This is a genomic window from Enterobacter genomosp. O, from assembly GCF_001022965.1.
In the GTDB taxonomy this organism is placed as follows: domain Bacteria; phylum Pseudomonadota; class Gammaproteobacteria; order Enterobacterales; family Enterobacteriaceae; genus Enterobacter; species Enterobacter cloacae_L.
Genome location: NZ_LECZ01000027.1, coordinates 352,185 through 367,891 on the forward strand (window position 1 = coordinate 352,185; position 15,707 = coordinate 367,891).

Consider the following 15,707-nt stretch of genomic DNA (forward strand, 5'->3'; position numbering starts at 1 on the left):
ACCTTGCTTTGTATTTATTATCAATATTTAAGGATATATATGACAGCCGCAGATAAACACAGCGCTTATGAAAAATTGAGTCTGAAAGAAAAAATCGGCTACGGTATGGGCGATGCTGGGTCATGTATGATCTGGAGCGTGCTGGCGCTATATCTGACCTGGTTTTATACCGACGTGTATGGCCTTGATGCCGGTATTGTTGGGACCCTTTTCCTGGTAATCCGTATTTTTGACGCCTTCAGCGACCCCGTCATGGGCGCAATTTGCGATCGTACCCGAACCCGCTGGGGTAAGTTCCGGCCGTGGCTGCTGTGGATGGCCGTACCGTTCGGTCTGGGCGCAGTGTTGATGTTCACAACGCCAGACCTGAGCATGAACGGGAAAATCATTTATGCATGGGTTACCTATCTGGTGATGTCTTTAATTTATACAGCAATAAATATCCCGTACTGCTCGGTTGCTGGCGTGATTACGCTTAATCAGAAAGAGCGTCTGGGCTGTCTTTCATGGCGTTTCTTCCTGAATGGTCTCGCCACGCTGATTGTGTCCTCCTCCATTTTGCCGCTAACCGACTGGCTGGGAGGCGGCAATCGGGCATCTGGCTTTCAATTGACCATGATGATCATGGGGGGCGCCGCCACATTAATGTTCTTGTTCTGTTTCTCAAGTATCAAAGAGCGCGTGGTCTCGATTAAGACCAATGACTCCTTAAGAAAGGATCTTAACGACATTATTAAAAATGACCAATGGCTGCTGATGATCACCATTACCTTCCTGAACGTTTTTCCAGCATTTATTCGGGGGGCGGTAACCATCTATTATGCTACCTATGTGATGCAAGCCTCCGTCGGGTTTATCACCTTCTTTATGGCTCTCGGCGTGGCCTGCAATATGCTGGGCAGCGTCATTGCTAAACCTCTGACCGATCGTTTTGATAAAGTTAAGCTCTTTCGCATCATTAACATTATTCTCGGCATACTTTCCTTTGCCCTGTGGTTTGTCGACCCGCATTCACTGACGCCGCTACTGACGCTGTTTATCGTTATTAATATTCTGCACCTGATTCAGTCCGGGCCGATTTTGTGGGCAATGATGTCCGATGTCGACGATTACGGTGACTGGAAGTTTGGTAAACGTCTGACGGGTATTTCTTTTGCCGGGAATCTTTTCATGCTGAAAATGGGTCTGGCTGTCGCTGGAGCTATTGTCGCGTGGATACTGTCCTGGACCGGCTATGTTGCGAATCAGGCGCAGCAAAATCCGCAGACCCTCCAGGGAATTATTATGATGTTTTCGCTATTGCCGATGGTGAGCTATTTCTTTAGCGCATGGATAGTGCGCTATTTCAAACTCAACCAAACGTTCCTTGAGAAAATTAAAGTCGATCTCGCTAAACGTGAATTAGAAGCTAACTCTACTTACGCGTAGCTATAAGCCTGCTTAATATTAATAGACCAGAAGGATTTTATACATGTCGAGTAATAATTATTACGATGTCACTGAGTGGACCACGGGTAATCCGTATGATGACATTGGTGAAGTGATTAATAGCATTATCGCAGATATTAAGAGCCGGCAAACAAACGCCGATGTGAATGAAGGGGGTAAACCCGGAGCGGTGATTTATATTCCACCCGGCGATTATCATCTTCTGACGCAGGTTGTCATTGATATTAGTTATTTAAAAATCATGGGTTCCGGGCATGGTTTTACCTCTTCCAGCATCCGCTTTAATACGCCAGAAAGCGACTGGCCAAACTGGCATGAATTATGGCCGGGCGGCAGCCGTATTCTGGTAGATATGTCACCTGAAGAGGGAGGCGAGGAATCAGCCGGAGCCGCATTCTATGTTGCACGCAGCGGTGACCCGCGAATAAGCTCGGTCGAATTTGCTGATTTCTGCATTGATGGTTTGCACTTTGTTGACGACGGTTCTGGAAGCAATGACCCGGAGAACAGCTACCTTAACGGTAAGACCGGCATTTACATTGCCAGCGCGCAAGACTCCTTTCGCATCAGCGGCATGGGGCTGGTCTACCTTGAGCACGGCGTGACGATTTATAATGCCGACGCCCTGGCTATCCATAACAACTTCATCGCTGAATGTGGTAACTGCATTGAGCTACGTGGGGCCGGGCAGGCTTCAAAAATCACCGATAACCTGATTGGTGCAGGCTACAGAGGCTACTCTGTTTACGCTGAAAACTTCGGTGGCCTGTTGATTACCGCTAACAATATCTTCCCGCGCGGAAAAAGCAGCGTGCATTTCTCCGGGGTGGTTCGCTCCTCGGTCAGTAGCAACCGATTCCATTCGTTTTACCCGGGCATGCTGGTCCTTGAAGAAGGGAGCGCTGAAAACCTGGTATCGTCAAACCATTTCTTCCGCGAGCGTGAACCGTGGGGGCCAATGCAGAGTTACAATAACGGGTTAGATGATTTATATGGCCTGCTGTATATCAGCGGTGATAATAATTCCGTCATTGCCAACCATATTTCCGAGACAATTGATACGCAATTTATAACCCCACCGGGCGCAACCCCGGTCATTATTCGGGTGGTAACGGGTAAAGGAAATTATATTTCTGACAATCATATCGTCGCCACTACCGAAACGTCTGCCGTAGAGCCAGCGGCAGACGCCAGCGCGTGTTTCTCTACCCAGGTGAATGCATTACTGACGACCGATGGCCTTGAAGCGCTGACGGTAACAACCGTCCAGATTGAAACGGCATCGGTGCAAAATACCATACTGGATTCCGGCACTGACGCTCAGGTCGTGATGGATAAAACCGCGAATGCCTTCAGAGCGACGCCCACGCCTGCGTGTTAGCATCCCAGAAAATGTGAGTATCGCCCGGCGGCGCTACGCTTGCACGGGCCTACGTACAGAATGTAGGCCGGGTAAGCGCAGCGCCACCCGGCAAAAATTCATGGTTTCCAGCTGTCCGGCGTGGCTTTCGACCAGGCGCCATACGCGGCGTTAGGCAGCACAATCCAGTCATCGCCGAAGTGCGCTTTGCTGGCCTCAACCAGCTCGCGCTGCTGCTCGCTCGGCTTTTTGTTTTTAAACTGCACGGCGAAATCCGGCAGGCTGTCGCCGAACAGCATGACGATCTGCTGCTTTTTGAGGATGCTCTGGCGACGCTCTTCCTTGCTGACCGTATCCAGAAGCACGCTTTCCTCGGAGACCTGCGGAAGGCCGAGGGCGTTTAGCGTCTTCAGCGTGTCGGCTTTGTTTTCCTGCATGCGATCCGAGACGTAGTAGATGCGGACCTTGCTTTGATTCACATGGTCAAGAAACGCCTTCGCCCCCGGGATTAGTCCAGGTTTTCCCTTTTTCTCCCAGTCGCTCCAGGTGTCCCATTTTGTATAGTCGTGACACTGCTCCGCGTCGCGCACCAGCAGAGGGGTGTTGTCCAGTACCGTTTCATCCAGGTCCATCACCACGGCGTAATTTTCTGGCGTTTTCAGGTCTTTTAACTTTTCGTTAAAACGCTCGGTGGCAAACCGATACGTCTGCAGCTGAAGGGCCATAATCTCTGCCGATTTCTGCTGATAGCGCAGCGCCATTTCGTACGCTTTGGGTTCACACAGGTCGCGCTCAGCGGCGGTCGCCGCTGTACTTAAAACAGGTAATGCCAGCAGTAATGCCTTCGCCATAAAATTCACGCTTCTTTCCTCAACGCCTTGTTTATAATCCGCAAAGAGTAGTGAAGTTCAATGACAGAAATATGACTAGGCCAGCATGTAATACCAGAACAGAGCGACCTCGTCTTTTTCCGGTAAGGCGTTGTACAGATAACGATCGTATCCGCCCAGGGTAAAGCCGTAATGGCGGTAGAAAAGACAGGCAGACACGTTCACGTTTTGCGTCTCAAGACGTAACCCGGCCGCATTCACGCTGCGAGCCCAGACGTGGGCGGCGGCCATCAATTTTCGCGCGGCGCCGGTTCTGCGTTTTGCCCGCTCAACGGCAATATAATCCACTGAAATAAATTTATTCCAGCCCATTGAAGCGGTAATGAATCCGGCTATTTCACCGTCGTCCGTTTCCGCAATAAGAAATATGGCGTCCGGATTTACGCAATGGTTTTCAATGGTTTGGATGTCCAGCTCGTAGGTTTTTGTCCACGGCTCGGCGACCGCTTCAATATGCAAATCACAGTGGATAAACGGCTCTCGGGCAATGTGGCTAATGGTGAAAGAAAAGTCACAGCATTCAAGACGGACGAGGTCAGTATTTAATCCTTTTCGAATCTGCATAGTATTCCCGGTAGTGAGTTATTTCATAAAGAATAGACGAAGCGGTTAAATCCGCTGGGCTAACACACTTTTAATCCTGAACTAAGCTTGTACTTCATTCCGCGTAAAATGTGGGTCATTCGAGGACAATGAATGGAATTCAGGACATTTCAAAAGCAGTGGGGTACTGAGTTTATTTCCGATGACGTAGTCCGTTTTCGCGTCTGGGCAGAAGGACAGAAAAAACTTACGCTTCGTCTGGCCAGTACCGACGTGCCGATGACGGCAGTCGGCGATGGCTGGTTCCAGGCAGACGTACCCGGCGTCGCGCACGGCGCAGAGTATCAGTTTGTTTTGCAGGACGGCATGACGGTGCCCGATCCCGCGTCGCGCGCCCAAAAAGGGGATGTTAACGGGCCTTCCGTGGTTATCGACCCCCGACGCTACCTGCCCGTCAACCGGGACTGGGCAGGGCGTCCGTGGGAAGAGACGGTCATTTACGAACTGCATATCGGCACCTTCACCCCGGAGGGCACCTTCCGGGCGGCCATCGACAAGCTGCCTTATCTGGCAGAGCTCGGGATCACCCAGCTTGAAGTGATGCCCGTCTCCCAGTTTGGCGGCTCCCGCGGCTGGGGGTATGACGGCGTATTGCTGTATGCCCCGCACGCCGCCTACGGCACGCCGGAGGATTTTCACGCGTTTATTGACGCCGCGCACGGCCTTGGGCTTTCCGTGGTGCTGGATATCGTGCTTAACCACTTTGGCCCGGAAGGAAACTATCTGCCGCTGCTGTCGCCGGCGTTTTTCGATGCCGATCGCACGACGCCCTGGGGCAACGGCATTGCCTATGAGGTGGAGCCGGTCAGGCAGTACATTACCGACGCGCCGCTCTACTGGCTGACGGAATATCGTCTGGATGGCCTGCGCTTTGATGCCATCGACCAGATTAAAGATACCTCGGATACGCACGTTCTTCAGGAGATAGCCGAAAAGATCCGCGCGGCGATCCCGCACCGACACGTTCACCTGACCACGGAAGACAGCCGCAACGTGATTTTCCTGCACCCGCGGGATGAACAGGGCAATACGCCGCTGTTCACCGCCGAGTGGAACGACGACTTTCACAATGCCGCCCACGTATTTGCCACCGGCGAGACCCACGCGTACTACCAGGATTTTGCCTTTGAACCGGAGAAAAAATTCGCCCGGGCGCTGGCCGAAGGGTTTGTCTACCAGGGCGAGGTGTCTTTACAAACCGGTGAGTCCCGCGGGGTGGAGTGCTACACGCAGCCTCCGCAGTTCTTCGTCGATTTTATTCAAAACCACGACCAGACCGGGAATCGCGCGCAGGGCGAGCGGCTTATCACCCTGGCGGGTGCCGACAGGACGCGGGTGCTGCTTGCCGCGCTGCTGCTTTCCCCCCATATCCCGCTGCTGTTTATGGGCGAGGAGTTTGGCGAAACGCATCCGTTCCTGTTCTTCACCGATTTTCACGGCGATCTGGCAAAGGCGGTGCGGGAAGGGCGCGCGAAGGAGTTTACCGGCCACGCCGGGCACGATGAGGCCGTACCCGACCCGAACGACGTGAACACGTTTAACCGCTCAAAACTCGACTGGAACAAAATCGCCACCGACGAGGGCAAAACGTGGCTGCGCTACACCCGCCACCTGCTGACGCTGCGCCATCGCTATATCGTTCCGCTTCTGCATCAGGGCGGCGCGGTTAAGGGCCAGGTGCTCAGCACCGCGCCCGGCATGGTGGCGGTGAGCTGGCGCTTCCCGTCGGGAACGCTCTCTCTGGCGCTCAATATTGGAGCGAAGCCCGTCGCGCTGCCCGCTCTTGCGGGGGAGACGCGCTTTGCCTGGCCGGAGAACCACGACGTTTTACCCCCGAACGGTATTGTCGTTCGCTTTGCTGATGGAGAAGCATCGTTATGATCCCTTCCGCTACGTACCGTATTCAGTTTCGTAATGGCATGACCTTTGACCGCGTCGTCGCGCTGGTGCCGTATCTGAAGGACCTTGGCATCAGCCACCTCTACGCCTCGCCGGTGTTTACCGCCACAAAAGAGTCGACCCACGGCTATGACGTGACCAACCCGAATGAAATTGACCCCGCCATCGGCGGACGAGAGGGGTTTGACCGCATGGCCGCGGCGCTCAGACAGGCCGGCATGGGGTTGATTCTGGATATCGTCCCGAACCATATGTCCACCTCGCTGGAAAACGCCTGGTGGCGGGACGTGATTGAGCACGGCAGGGAAAGCCGCTACGCCCGCTATTTCGATATCGACTGGTCGCGGCCGCTCACGCTGCCGTTTCTCGGCGACACCTTTGAGGCGGAGCTGGAGAAGGGGGCCATCACGCTAAAACGTGACCCTGTCACGAATAAGGCCGCGCTGGTTTACTATGACGCCGAGTATCCGCTCAACCCCGGCACGTACAGCGAGGAGAAGAGCATTGCCGAGCTGCACGACGCGCAAAGCTGGCGCCTGATGTCCTGGCGGGAAGCGCCGAAGCAGCTCTCGTGGCGGCGCTTCTTTGAAATAACCGGGCTGGTCGGCGTTCGGGTAGAAGATGAGGCGGTCTTCGACGATACGCACCGTCTCATCCTGGAGCTGGTCCACGCGGGCGTGGTGGACGGCCTGCGAATCGACCATGTCGACGGCCTGGCCGATCCGCTGGGCTATCTGCAGCGTCTGCGGCAGGAAGCCGGACCCGACTGCTACATTACGGTCGAAAAAATTCTCGCGAAGGGAGAGCAGCTTCCCGCAGACTGGCCGATCTCCGGCACCACCGGCTACGAGTTTATCGCCTCGCTGGCGGAGGTGCTGGTCGACGACGCTAACCTGCCGCGCCTGGAGAAAATCCACGACGAGACGCTGGGGAGCACGGTCGATCGCCACGCCGAGCTGCGCGATGCCAAAGGCCTGATGACCGATCGTAATTTTGAGGGCGAATTCACCACGCTGTTAACCATTGCGGCCGATCTGGCCCAGTGCAATGACGTTGCGCTGCCGCGCGACGAGATCCGCCACGCGCTGCGCGAGCTGCTTATCGCCTTTCCGGTCTACCGCACCTACGGCACCCCCGAGGGATTAACCCCGCCGGACGTGGCGCTGCTCAACCGCGTGGTCGCCAGCGTGGAGACTTCCGAAGCGGCGCTGAGCCTGATTGTGCGCATTCTTACCGGCGATCTGCCGGACGCGTGCCGCGAGTCCGCCGCGCTTTTCAGAACCCGCTTCCAGCAGCTTACCGGGCCGCTGATGGCGAAGTCGGTGGAGGACACGCTGTTCTTTCGCCACAACCTGGAGCTGGCGCTTAATGAAGTGGGCGCCGACCCGACGCCGCGCGCGTTCTCGCTATCGCGCTTTCACCAGGAGATGCGCATTCGCCTCGCCCGCCAGCCCGACGCGCTGCTGGGCACCTCCACGCACGACACCAAGCGCGGGGAAGACGCCCGGGCGCGTCTTTACACCCTGACGGAAGCCCCGGAACAGTGGGGGGAAAACCTGGCCCGCTGGCGACAGATGAACCAGACCCAGGTGCGTTTTCTCAACGACGGTACCGCGCCGAACGCCGCCGATACCTGGATGATCTATCAGGCGCTGGCGGGCGTCTGGCCCGCTACGCTGTCGCCTGACGACGCCGACGGGCTGAAAACATTGGAAGAACGTTTCCTCGGCTTCCTCGAAAAGGCGCTGCGCGAGGCGAAACAGCGCACCGACTGGATCGACAGCAACGAGAGCTATGAGAGCGTGGTGCTGAGCTACGCGCGGTACCTGCTTTCCCCGGACAACACCCTGTTCCTGCATGATTTCAGCGAGGCGATGCAGCCCTTTATCCGGGCCGGGCTGATGAACAGCCTCAGCCAGACGGTGATCAAGCTGACGGCTCCCGGCGTGCCGGATATCTATCAGGGCAGCGAGGCGCTTAACTTTAGCCTTGTCGACCCGGATAACCGCCGGGAGCCGGACTTCCCGGCCCTGGTGCAAAACCTCAGCGCGGCGGATGCCGGCGTGTTTAACGACCCGGCCTGCTGGCGGGACGGGCGGGTGAAACAGTTCGTTACCGCCACGCTGCTGCGGCTTCGTCCGCACTACGCGGCGCTTTTCCGCTATGGCGACTGGCTGCCGCTTAAGGTTACAGGCGAGCGCGAGGAGAATCTGATTGTTTACGCGCGCGTTAAGGACGACGAGGCGCTGATTGTAGCCGTGCCGCGTCTGGTGTTTGACGTCAGCGGTAACGACAAACTGTGGGTGAATACCAGGGTCGCGATACCGGAAGAACTGGCCGGGAAGCGCTATCGGGATCTGTTCAGCGGTGAAAGCCGCATTCTGCAAGAGACGCTGGATTTAACGCCAGAAAAGGGATGTGTATTGGTTCTGCTTACCTGCGAATAACCGTGGAGAACGAAAAATGTCAAAGGATACCAGGTTTGAAATTCGGGCCGGTCACGGCCAGCAGTTGGGTGCAAATTACGACGGGAAGGGGGTGAACTTTGCGCTGTTCTCCGCTCACGCCGAGCGGGTGGAACTCTGCCTGTTTGACCCGTCCGGGAAAACGGAAATCGCCCGGCTGGAACTCCCGGAATATACCCATGAGGTCTGGCACGGCTACGTTCCCGATCTGAAGCCCGGCGCGCTGTACGGCTATCGCGTCTACGGCCCCTACGACCCGGAAAACGGCCATCGCTTCAACCCGCATAAGTTGCTTATCGACCCCTATGCCCGCGAACTGGTGGGCGATATCGACTGGAACGACGCCCATTTCGGCTATGAGCTGGGGCATGACGAGTTAGATTTGAGCTTTGACGCGCGCGACAGCGCGCCGTTTACGCCGAAATGCCGGGTCATCGACCCCAATGCCTTTGACTGGCAGGACACAAACCGGCCAAACGTTCCCTGGCCGCACGCCGTCGTCTATGAAAGCCATGTGAAAGGCTTTACCCAGCTTAACCCGGCCATACCGCCCGAACTGCGCGGTACGTTTGAGGGGATGGGGCATAAAGCCTCTGTGGATTACATCAAGAGCCTGGGCATTACCTCGGTGGAGCTGCTGCCGGTTCACTGGTTCCCGGACGACCAGCACCTGCTCGACCGCGGCCTGAAGAACTTCTGGGGCTATAACACGCTCGGCTTTTTTGCCCCGGCGTCGCGCTACTATGGCCCGGCAGGGATCCAGGGCTTTCGCGATATGGTGCGCGCGTACCATGATGCGGGCATCGAGGTGATTCTGGACGTGGTGTATAACCACACGGCGGAAGGAAACGAGCTTGGCCCCACGCTCTCGTTTAAGGGGATTGATAACTACAGCTATTACCGCACGCTGCCCGATCAGCACCGGTACTACATCAACGACACCGGCACGGGAAACACGGTCAATACCTCGCATCCGCGCGTGCTGCAGATGGTGATGGACTCCCTGCGCTACTGGGCGGAGTCGATGCACATCGACGGTTTTCGCTTCGACCTCGGGACGATCCTGGGCCGCGAGCCCGAAGGGTTTGACCCGCGCGGCGGTTTCTTTGACGCCATGACCCAGGATCCGGTGTTATCCCGCCTGAAGCTGATTGGCGAACCCTGGGATATCGGCCCCGGCGGGTATCAGGTGGGCGGTTTCCCGCCGGGCTGGGGCGAGTGGAACGACAAATACCGCGACACCGTGCGCGAGTACTGGAAGGGGGACAACGTCTCCACGGACTTTGCCGCGCGGCTGCTCGGCTCCGGCGATCTGTACGATCTGCGCGGGCGTCGTCCGTGGGCCAGCGTCAATTTCATCACCGCCCACGACGGCTTTACGCTGAATGACCTGGTGTCATACAACGAAAAGCATAACGCCGACAACGGCGAGGATAACAACGACGGCCACAACGATAACCGGTCGTACAACTACGGCGAGGAAGGGCCAACCGAGAACCCGGACATCATCGCCACCCGCGAGCGGCAGAAGCGTAATTTCCTGACCACGCTCTTATTTTCACACGGCACGCCGATGCTGCTGGCGGGCGATGAGTTTGGCCGGTCGCAAAAGGGCAATAACAACGGCTACTGTCAGGACAGTGAGATCTCGTGGATCGACTGGAAGGGGCTTTCTGAAAACGACGCTGCGCTGCGCGAGTTTACCCGAAAGCTGATCGCCCTGCGCACGCAGCAGCCGCTGCTGCGTCGTGAAAGCTGGCGCGACGGGCTGGAGATCCGCTGGTTCAATGCCGGAGGCGGCCCGCAGCAGGCCGAGCAGTGGGATGAAGGCTCGACGCTGGGCGTTTCCATCAGCAGGCCGGATCTCAAACAGGAGGAAGGCGTCTGGCACGACGTGCTGATGCTGTTCAACCCGTTTGAAGGCACCGTGCCGTTCCAGATCCCGCAGTTTGGCGAGGGGGGATGGGTGCTGGAACTGTCCACGGCGGATGACGCTGCCGCCGGGACAGCGATCACCGAAACCGTCGAGTACGAGCTGGCCGGACGCAGTATTACCCTGTTCAGACGTCCTTAACCCTAGAGTGATGCCGCCGCGCGCGCGGCGGTGTCATACAGGGAGGAGATCGTGCGTAGCAGCTGCGCGGTTTCTCCGATTGATTTCCCGGCAATGCCGCTCTCCGCGTGTATCGCAATTAAGCACGCTTCCCGCACGTCCCGGTACTTCATGCACAACGCTTTCCCTTCCTCGGTGGTGGAGAAAAAGAGCTCTTTGCCCGCTTTCTCGCTCGTCACGTAGCCCGCTTTGACCAGCTTTTTCAGGGCATAGGTCACCACGTGGGTATCTTCCACGTTGAGAACGAAGCAGATATCGGCCAGCTTTTTCTTGCGATCGCGGTGGTTCACGTGATGGAGCAGCGAGACGTCAAAGGCGCCCATGTCCGGTTCGCCCGCTGCGGTCATGCAGCGCACCATCCATTTATTAAAGGCGTTGCTGGTCATGATTAGCGCGTATTCCAGCTCTGACAGCTCCGCGCAGCGCTCGGACACCAGATGGCGGGAGGAGACGATCCGGCCGTCGTTGATATCGTCGTGATGGGGAGTAGCACTCTTTTCTGAGGTCATAAGGTTCCTTAGCCAGAAATGTAAACTCATCGATAAAATAAGAACATTTTATTGATAAATTGTTTACATGTTTTTGAGGTTCAGATATAGCTTTTTAGCGCAGGTTTTGCGAAACCTGCCAACAAAACACAACATCGCTCGCCGCAAATTAAAAAAATAGCCGTCGGCGCGCAACGCTCACTTTGGATAGGGTAAACGTTATGGACGGTACTACGCTGTTGCCGCTGATCGGGATACCGATCGTGGTTATTGGTTTTGCACTGCGCTTCAACCCGCTGCTGGTGGTCGTGGTGGCGGGGCTGGCGACGGGCCTGCTGGTCGGTATGGATTTCGGCATGCTGCTGGAGACCTTCGGCGAGAAGTTCGTGAACAGCCGATCGCTGGCGACCTTCATTCTGATCCTGCCGGTGATTGGCCTGCTGGAATATTACGGGCTTAAGGAGCGCGCGCAGGCCTGGGTGGCGAAGATCGCCAGCGCCACCTCGGCGCGCATTCTGATGCTTTACTTCGTGGCGCGTGAGGGCACGGCCGCGCTGGGGCTGATGTCGCTGGGCGGCCATGCCCAGACCGTGCGTCCGCTGCTGGCCCCGATGGCCGAAGGGGCGGCGCTGAACGAATACGGCGAGCTGCCGCAGCACATCCGCGACAAAATCAAAGCCCATGCAGCCGCGTGCGACAACATTGCGGTCTTCTTTGGTGAAGACATCTTTATCGCCTTTGGCGCGGTGCTGCTGATTGACGCATTCCTGAAAGAGAACGGTATTCAGGGCATCGAACCGCTGCATATTGGCCTGTGGGCCATCCCAACCGCCATTGCAGCATTGATTATTCATATGACGCGCCTGCTGCGCCTTGATGCCAGCATCCGTCGCGACGTGATGGCCTGGCGCGCGGAGCAGGGTACGCAGGAGGCCGCGCAATGATGACGCTTATCAGCATTAACCGCGTGTACTACCTGATCGGCTTTGTCGTGATGCTGCTGGTTGTGATGACCCTGCGCGATCGCGCCAACCCTAAACGCTTTACCACCGCGCTGTTCTGGTTCCTGTTTGGCGGGATCTTCCTGTTTGGCGATCTGATGGTGCAGGAGCTCGGTAAATCCCTGGCGTACCGCATCATCGGCGGCGGCGTCATCGCTATCGCGCTGCTGGCGGGCTTTGGCCTGGTCGGAAAAGGGCACTATAAAATGTCCACCGAGGAGGAGCGCGTCGCGTCGTCTAATCGACTCAAAAACTGGCTGTTCCTGCCCGCCCTGATGATCCCGGTGGTCACGGTAGTCGGCACCCTGTTCCTGAAGGGGGTGTCGGTTGGCGGCGTGTTCCTGCTCGATCAGAAACAGCTCACCCTGGCGGCGCTTTGCGTGGCTTGCGTCGCGGCGATCCTCACCGGCTGGTGGCTCACCAAAGGCACGCCGCTGCATGCGGTTCGCCAGTCTCGTCGCCTTGTCGATACCATCGGCTGGGCGGTGATCCTGCCGCAGATGCTGGCCATGCTCGGCGGGGTCTTCGTGGTGGCGAACACGGGCGACTCGGTGCAAAAGGTGGTGAGCCTGTTTGTAAACCCGGATAACCGCTTCATGCTGGTGGTGATTTACTGCGTGGGTATGGCGCTGTTTACCATGATCATGGGTAACGCCTTTGCGGCCTTCCCGGTGCTGAGCGCCGGTATCGCCTTGCCGTTCCTGATTAACGTGCATCACGGCAACCCGGCGCCGCTGCTGGCGATTGGCATGTACGCGGGCTATTGCGGCACGCTGATGACGCCGATGGCCGCGAACTTCAATATCGTTCCCGCCGCGCTGCTGGAGCTGAAGGACAAATATCAGGTGATCAAGATCCAGATCCCGACCGCGTTAACCCTGCTGGTGGTGAACGTGTTCCTCATGTATTTCCTCGTGTTTCGCTAAGGAGCTGTTATGGAATTAACGCAACATCAGGCTGACGCGTTTGCCCGCATGCCTTTGACCTATTTGCGCCAGGAATACCCGAACCACATCATGCACCTGCTGAATGATGATGGCGACGTGCTGCCGCCCCGCGAACTGCACCCGATTTTCTACGGCTGTTTCGACTGGCACTCGGCGGTGCACGGCTACTGGCTGCTGCTGCGCTGCGTGCGTCTCTACCCAGAATTGCCGTGCCGGGATGAGATCGTCGGGCTTTTCGAGGAGCACATGACCGAAGAGAACGTGGCGAAAGAGCTGGCCTATTTCACCGCGCCGTTCCGCGCCTCGTTTGAGCGCCCGTACGGCTACGGCTGGCTGCTGGCGCTGGCCCAGGAGCTGAAGCAGTCGTCGCTGCCGCAGGCCGCGGGCTGGTATGAGACGCTCGAGCCGCTCACCCAGGACATTCGCAACCGGCTGGTGGATTACCTCGGCAAGCTCACCTATCCGATCCGCGTCGGGACGCATTACAACACGGCGTTTGCCCTCGCGCTGGCGCTCGATTACGCCCGCGCCGTGGAAGATAGCGCGCTTGAGCAGGCGATTCTGACGGCGGCGGAGCGGTTTTACCTCGCCGACACGCGCTACCCGGCGCACTACGAGCCCGGTGGTGATGAGTATATTTCCGGCGCGCTGACGGAAGCGCTGCTGATGAGCAAGGTGTCGAAGGACTTCCCGGCCTGGTTTGACGCGTTTCTGCCGGAGGTTGGCTCCGTTGCGGCACTGATGAACCCGGCGGAGGTGAGCGACCGTACCGACCCGAAAATTGCCCATCTCGACGGGTTAAACCTCAGCCGCGCGTGGTGCATGAAGCATATTGCCCGCGCGCTTCCGTCAGACTACCCGGCGCAGCAGGCGCTGCGTGATGCGGTGGCGAAACACCTGACGGCGAGCGTCGAGCACGTTGTCGGCAGCCACTACAGCGGCGGGCACTGGCTGGCGAGCTTTGCGCTGCTGGCGCTGGAGTAAACAAACGAGTCGCCTTTTTGCCGGGTGGCGCTGCGCTTACCCGGCCTACATTCTTCACCGTTGTAGGCCCCGCCGCCGGGCAAATCAGGCTGATGCCCTCACCGCAGGGCGCAGCCTGCTCAGGCTAAACAACACCGAGCCCGTCGAGGCAAGGACGGCTATCCACAGCGCAAAATGCACGGCCCGCTCATGGTCTGATCCGGTCGTCGCAAGCAGTACCCCCACCGCGGCGGCCCCCAGACATTGCCCGAACGTCCTCACAATCGACAGCACGCCGGAGGCATAGCTGGCATGCTCCCGCGCCACGCCAGAGAGCATTTCCCGGTTATTGGGGCTCTGGAAGCAGCCGAAGCCAATCCCGCAAACCAGACTGCGCAAGCAGATATTCCATGCGGAAGGATTTTCCGGCAACGTCGCCAACAGGACCAACCCACCGACAAAAATCATCAGCCCGAGGGTCGAAATCAGCGGTGCGGAAATCGTATCTGCCCAACGCCCCGCGTGCGGCGCGATCAGCACGATGCCGATCGGCCACGGGGTGAACAGCAGCGCGGAGACCACCGGGCTGTAGCCATAGACGCTCTGAAACAGGAACGGCAGCGCGATAAACGTGATGCCCTGGCTCACAAACGAGGCCAGCGAGGTCAGCGCGGCGAGGGTAAAGCGGGCGTTTTTGAACATCACCGGCGGCAGTAAAGGATTCTGCGCGCGCCGGATACGCCAGATAAAGGCGAGGGCGCTGACCAGCGCGAGAAGTCCCCAGCATACGGCTTCCCGGCTAACGTGCTGCGTCACGCTCTGAAGGCTGTTGGCCATCATGATCGCTGATCCTAACAGTACGGCCGAAAGCACGGCACCCGGCGCGTCAAAGGGAGCCCTGTCGGTAGCCGTTTCCCGCGGCAGGGCCCGCCACGCCAGCAGCAGGGCGATGCTGCCGGGAATAATGTTAATGGCGAACAGCCACTGCCAGCTCAGCGCGTCCAGTATCGTCCCGCCCAGCACGGGGGCAATCGCCGTGCTGGAGGCGATAAGCAGGGCGTGCAGCCCCAGAATGCGGCCAAGCAGCCGTCCTGGGAAAACGGAGCGCAGGATCGCCGGGGCGATACTCAGGGTAGCCGCGCCGCCGATGCCCTGCAGAATGCGCATCCCTGTTAGCATTTCCGGCGTGGTTGCCAGCGCGCAGCCGAGCGAGGTGAGCGTAAAGGTGGCAAGCCCGGCCAGAAAGACCGGGCGATAGCCCACGCGCGCCGCCAGCGCCGCGAAGATGGCTAACGTCATTGCCGCTGACAGCAGATAGCCGTTGGCGAACCAGACCGCAACGTTCGCGGGGACCTGCATTGCACTCGCCATGGAGGGCAGCGCGATGTTGATCATGGTGCCGTCAAAGACGCCCATCAGCGTGGTGGTCATGACGGCGGCCAGGACCCGGGCGCGTTCATGCCCCGGTAAACCCTCGTCGCCGGGCTGGTTTGAAAATAGCGTCATCGTCGTCACTCCGGATAAGAATA

12 protein-coding genes are annotated in these 15,707 nt (G+C 57.9%); 8 read left to right on the forward strand and 4 right to left on the reverse strand.

Annotation, left to right across the window (positions count from 1 at the left end; all coding sequences use genetic code 11):
• The first annotated feature begins 39 nt into the window (after positions 1 to 39).
• Positions 40 to 1,428, forward strand: a complete 1,389-nt coding sequence (locus tag ABR39_RS20525) for a glycoside-pentoside-hexuronide (GPH):cation symporter (protein ID WP_047348465.1) — start codon at positions 40 to 42, stop codon at positions 1,426 to 1,428.
• A 43-nt stretch (positions 1,429 to 1,471) separates the two neighbouring features.
• The gene (locus ABR39_RS20530) at positions 1,472 to 2,830 is read left to right on the forward strand and encodes a NosD domain-containing protein (protein WP_047348466.1); all 1,359 of its coding nucleotides are present in this window, start codon (positions 1,472 to 1,474) and stop codon (positions 2,828 to 2,830) included.
• A gap of 98 nt (positions 2,831 to 2,928) precedes the next feature.
• On the opposite strand, the gene ABR39_RS20535 is transcribed toward ABR39_RS20530, so the two are convergent.
• Together ABR39_RS20535 and ABR39_RS20540 are read right to left on the reverse strand one after the other, a co-directional pair.
• Positions 2,929 to 3,669, reverse strand: a complete 741-nt coding sequence (locus ABR39_RS20535; protein WP_047348467.1) for a 5'-nucleotidase, lipoprotein e(P4) family — start codon at positions 3,667 to 3,669, stop codon at positions 2,929 to 2,931.
• A 66-nt stretch (positions 3,670 to 3,735) separates the two neighbouring features.
• A complete protein-coding gene (locus ABR39_RS20540; protein WP_047348468.1) occupies positions 3,736 to 4,263 on the reverse strand; it encodes a GNAT family N-acetyltransferase in 528 nt (175 codons plus the stop codon).
• Positions 4,264 to 4,395: 132 nt separating this feature from the next.
• Here ABR39_RS20540 and treZ point away from each other — a divergent pair, with 132 nt between their 5' ends.
• From treZ to glgX, 3 genes are read left to right on the forward strand one after another with little or no spacing between them, the layout of a single operon-like run.
• Positions 4,396 to 6,183 (forward strand): malto-oligosyltrehalose trehalohydrolase, encoded by a 1,788-nt coding sequence (gene treZ / locus ABR39_RS20545; RefSeq protein ID WP_047348469.1) that lies wholly within the window; start codon positions 4,396 to 4,398, stop codon positions 6,181 to 6,183.
• Positions 6,180 to 8,648, forward strand: coding sequence for a malto-oligosyltrehalose synthase (treY, locus tag ABR39_RS20550; RefSeq protein ID WP_047348470.1), 2,469 nt, complete (start codon positions 6,180 to 6,182; stop codon positions 8,646 to 8,648). The genes treZ and treY overlap by 4 nt, the downstream gene beginning before the upstream one ends.
• A gap of 16 nt (positions 8,649 to 8,664) precedes the next feature.
• On the forward strand, positions 8,665 to 10,740 hold the full coding sequence (gene glgX / locus ABR39_RS20555; RefSeq protein WP_047348471.1) for a glycogen debranching protein GlgX: 2,076 nt from the start codon (positions 8,665 to 8,667) through the stop codon (positions 10,738 to 10,740).
• Between the two features lie 2 nt (positions 10,741 to 10,742).
• Here the strand turns inward: glgX and ABR39_RS20560 are convergent, their stop codons facing one another.
• Complete coding sequence (locus ABR39_RS20560) at positions 10,743 to 11,288, reverse strand: winged helix DNA-binding protein (protein WP_047348472.1); 546 nt, start codon at positions 11,286 to 11,288, stop codon at positions 10,743 to 10,745.
• Between the two features lie 200 nt (positions 11,289 to 11,488).
• Here ABR39_RS20560 and ABR39_RS20565 point away from each other — a divergent pair, with 200 nt between their 5' ends.
• Genes ABR39_RS20565 through ABR39_RS20575 form a run of 3 tightly spaced genes read left to right on the forward strand, consistent with a single transcriptional unit; the run spans position 11,489 to position 14,199 of the window.
• Entirely contained in the window at positions 11,489 to 12,211 is a 723-nt protein-coding gene (locus ABR39_RS20565; RefSeq protein WP_008501655.1) for a DUF969 domain-containing protein, read from the forward strand.
• Positions 12,208 to 13,194, forward strand: coding sequence for a DUF979 domain-containing protein (locus tag ABR39_RS20570; RefSeq protein WP_047348473.1), 987 nt, complete (start codon positions 12,208 to 12,210; stop codon positions 13,192 to 13,194). The genes ABR39_RS20565 and ABR39_RS20570 overlap by 4 nt, the downstream gene beginning before the upstream one ends.
• A gap of 9 nt (positions 13,195 to 13,203) precedes the next feature.
• Entirely contained in the window at positions 13,204 to 14,199 is a 996-nt protein-coding gene (locus ABR39_RS20575; protein WP_047348474.1) for a DUF2891 domain-containing protein, read from the forward strand.
• Positions 14,200 to 14,283: 84 nt separating this feature from the next.
• Here the strand turns inward: ABR39_RS20575 and ABR39_RS20580 are convergent, their stop codons facing one another.
• Positions 14,284 to 15,684, reverse strand: coding sequence for an MFS transporter (locus ABR39_RS20580; RefSeq protein ID WP_047348475.1), 1,401 nt, complete (start codon positions 15,682 to 15,684; stop codon positions 14,284 to 14,286).
• Positions 15,685 to 15,707 lie beyond the last annotated feature (23 nt).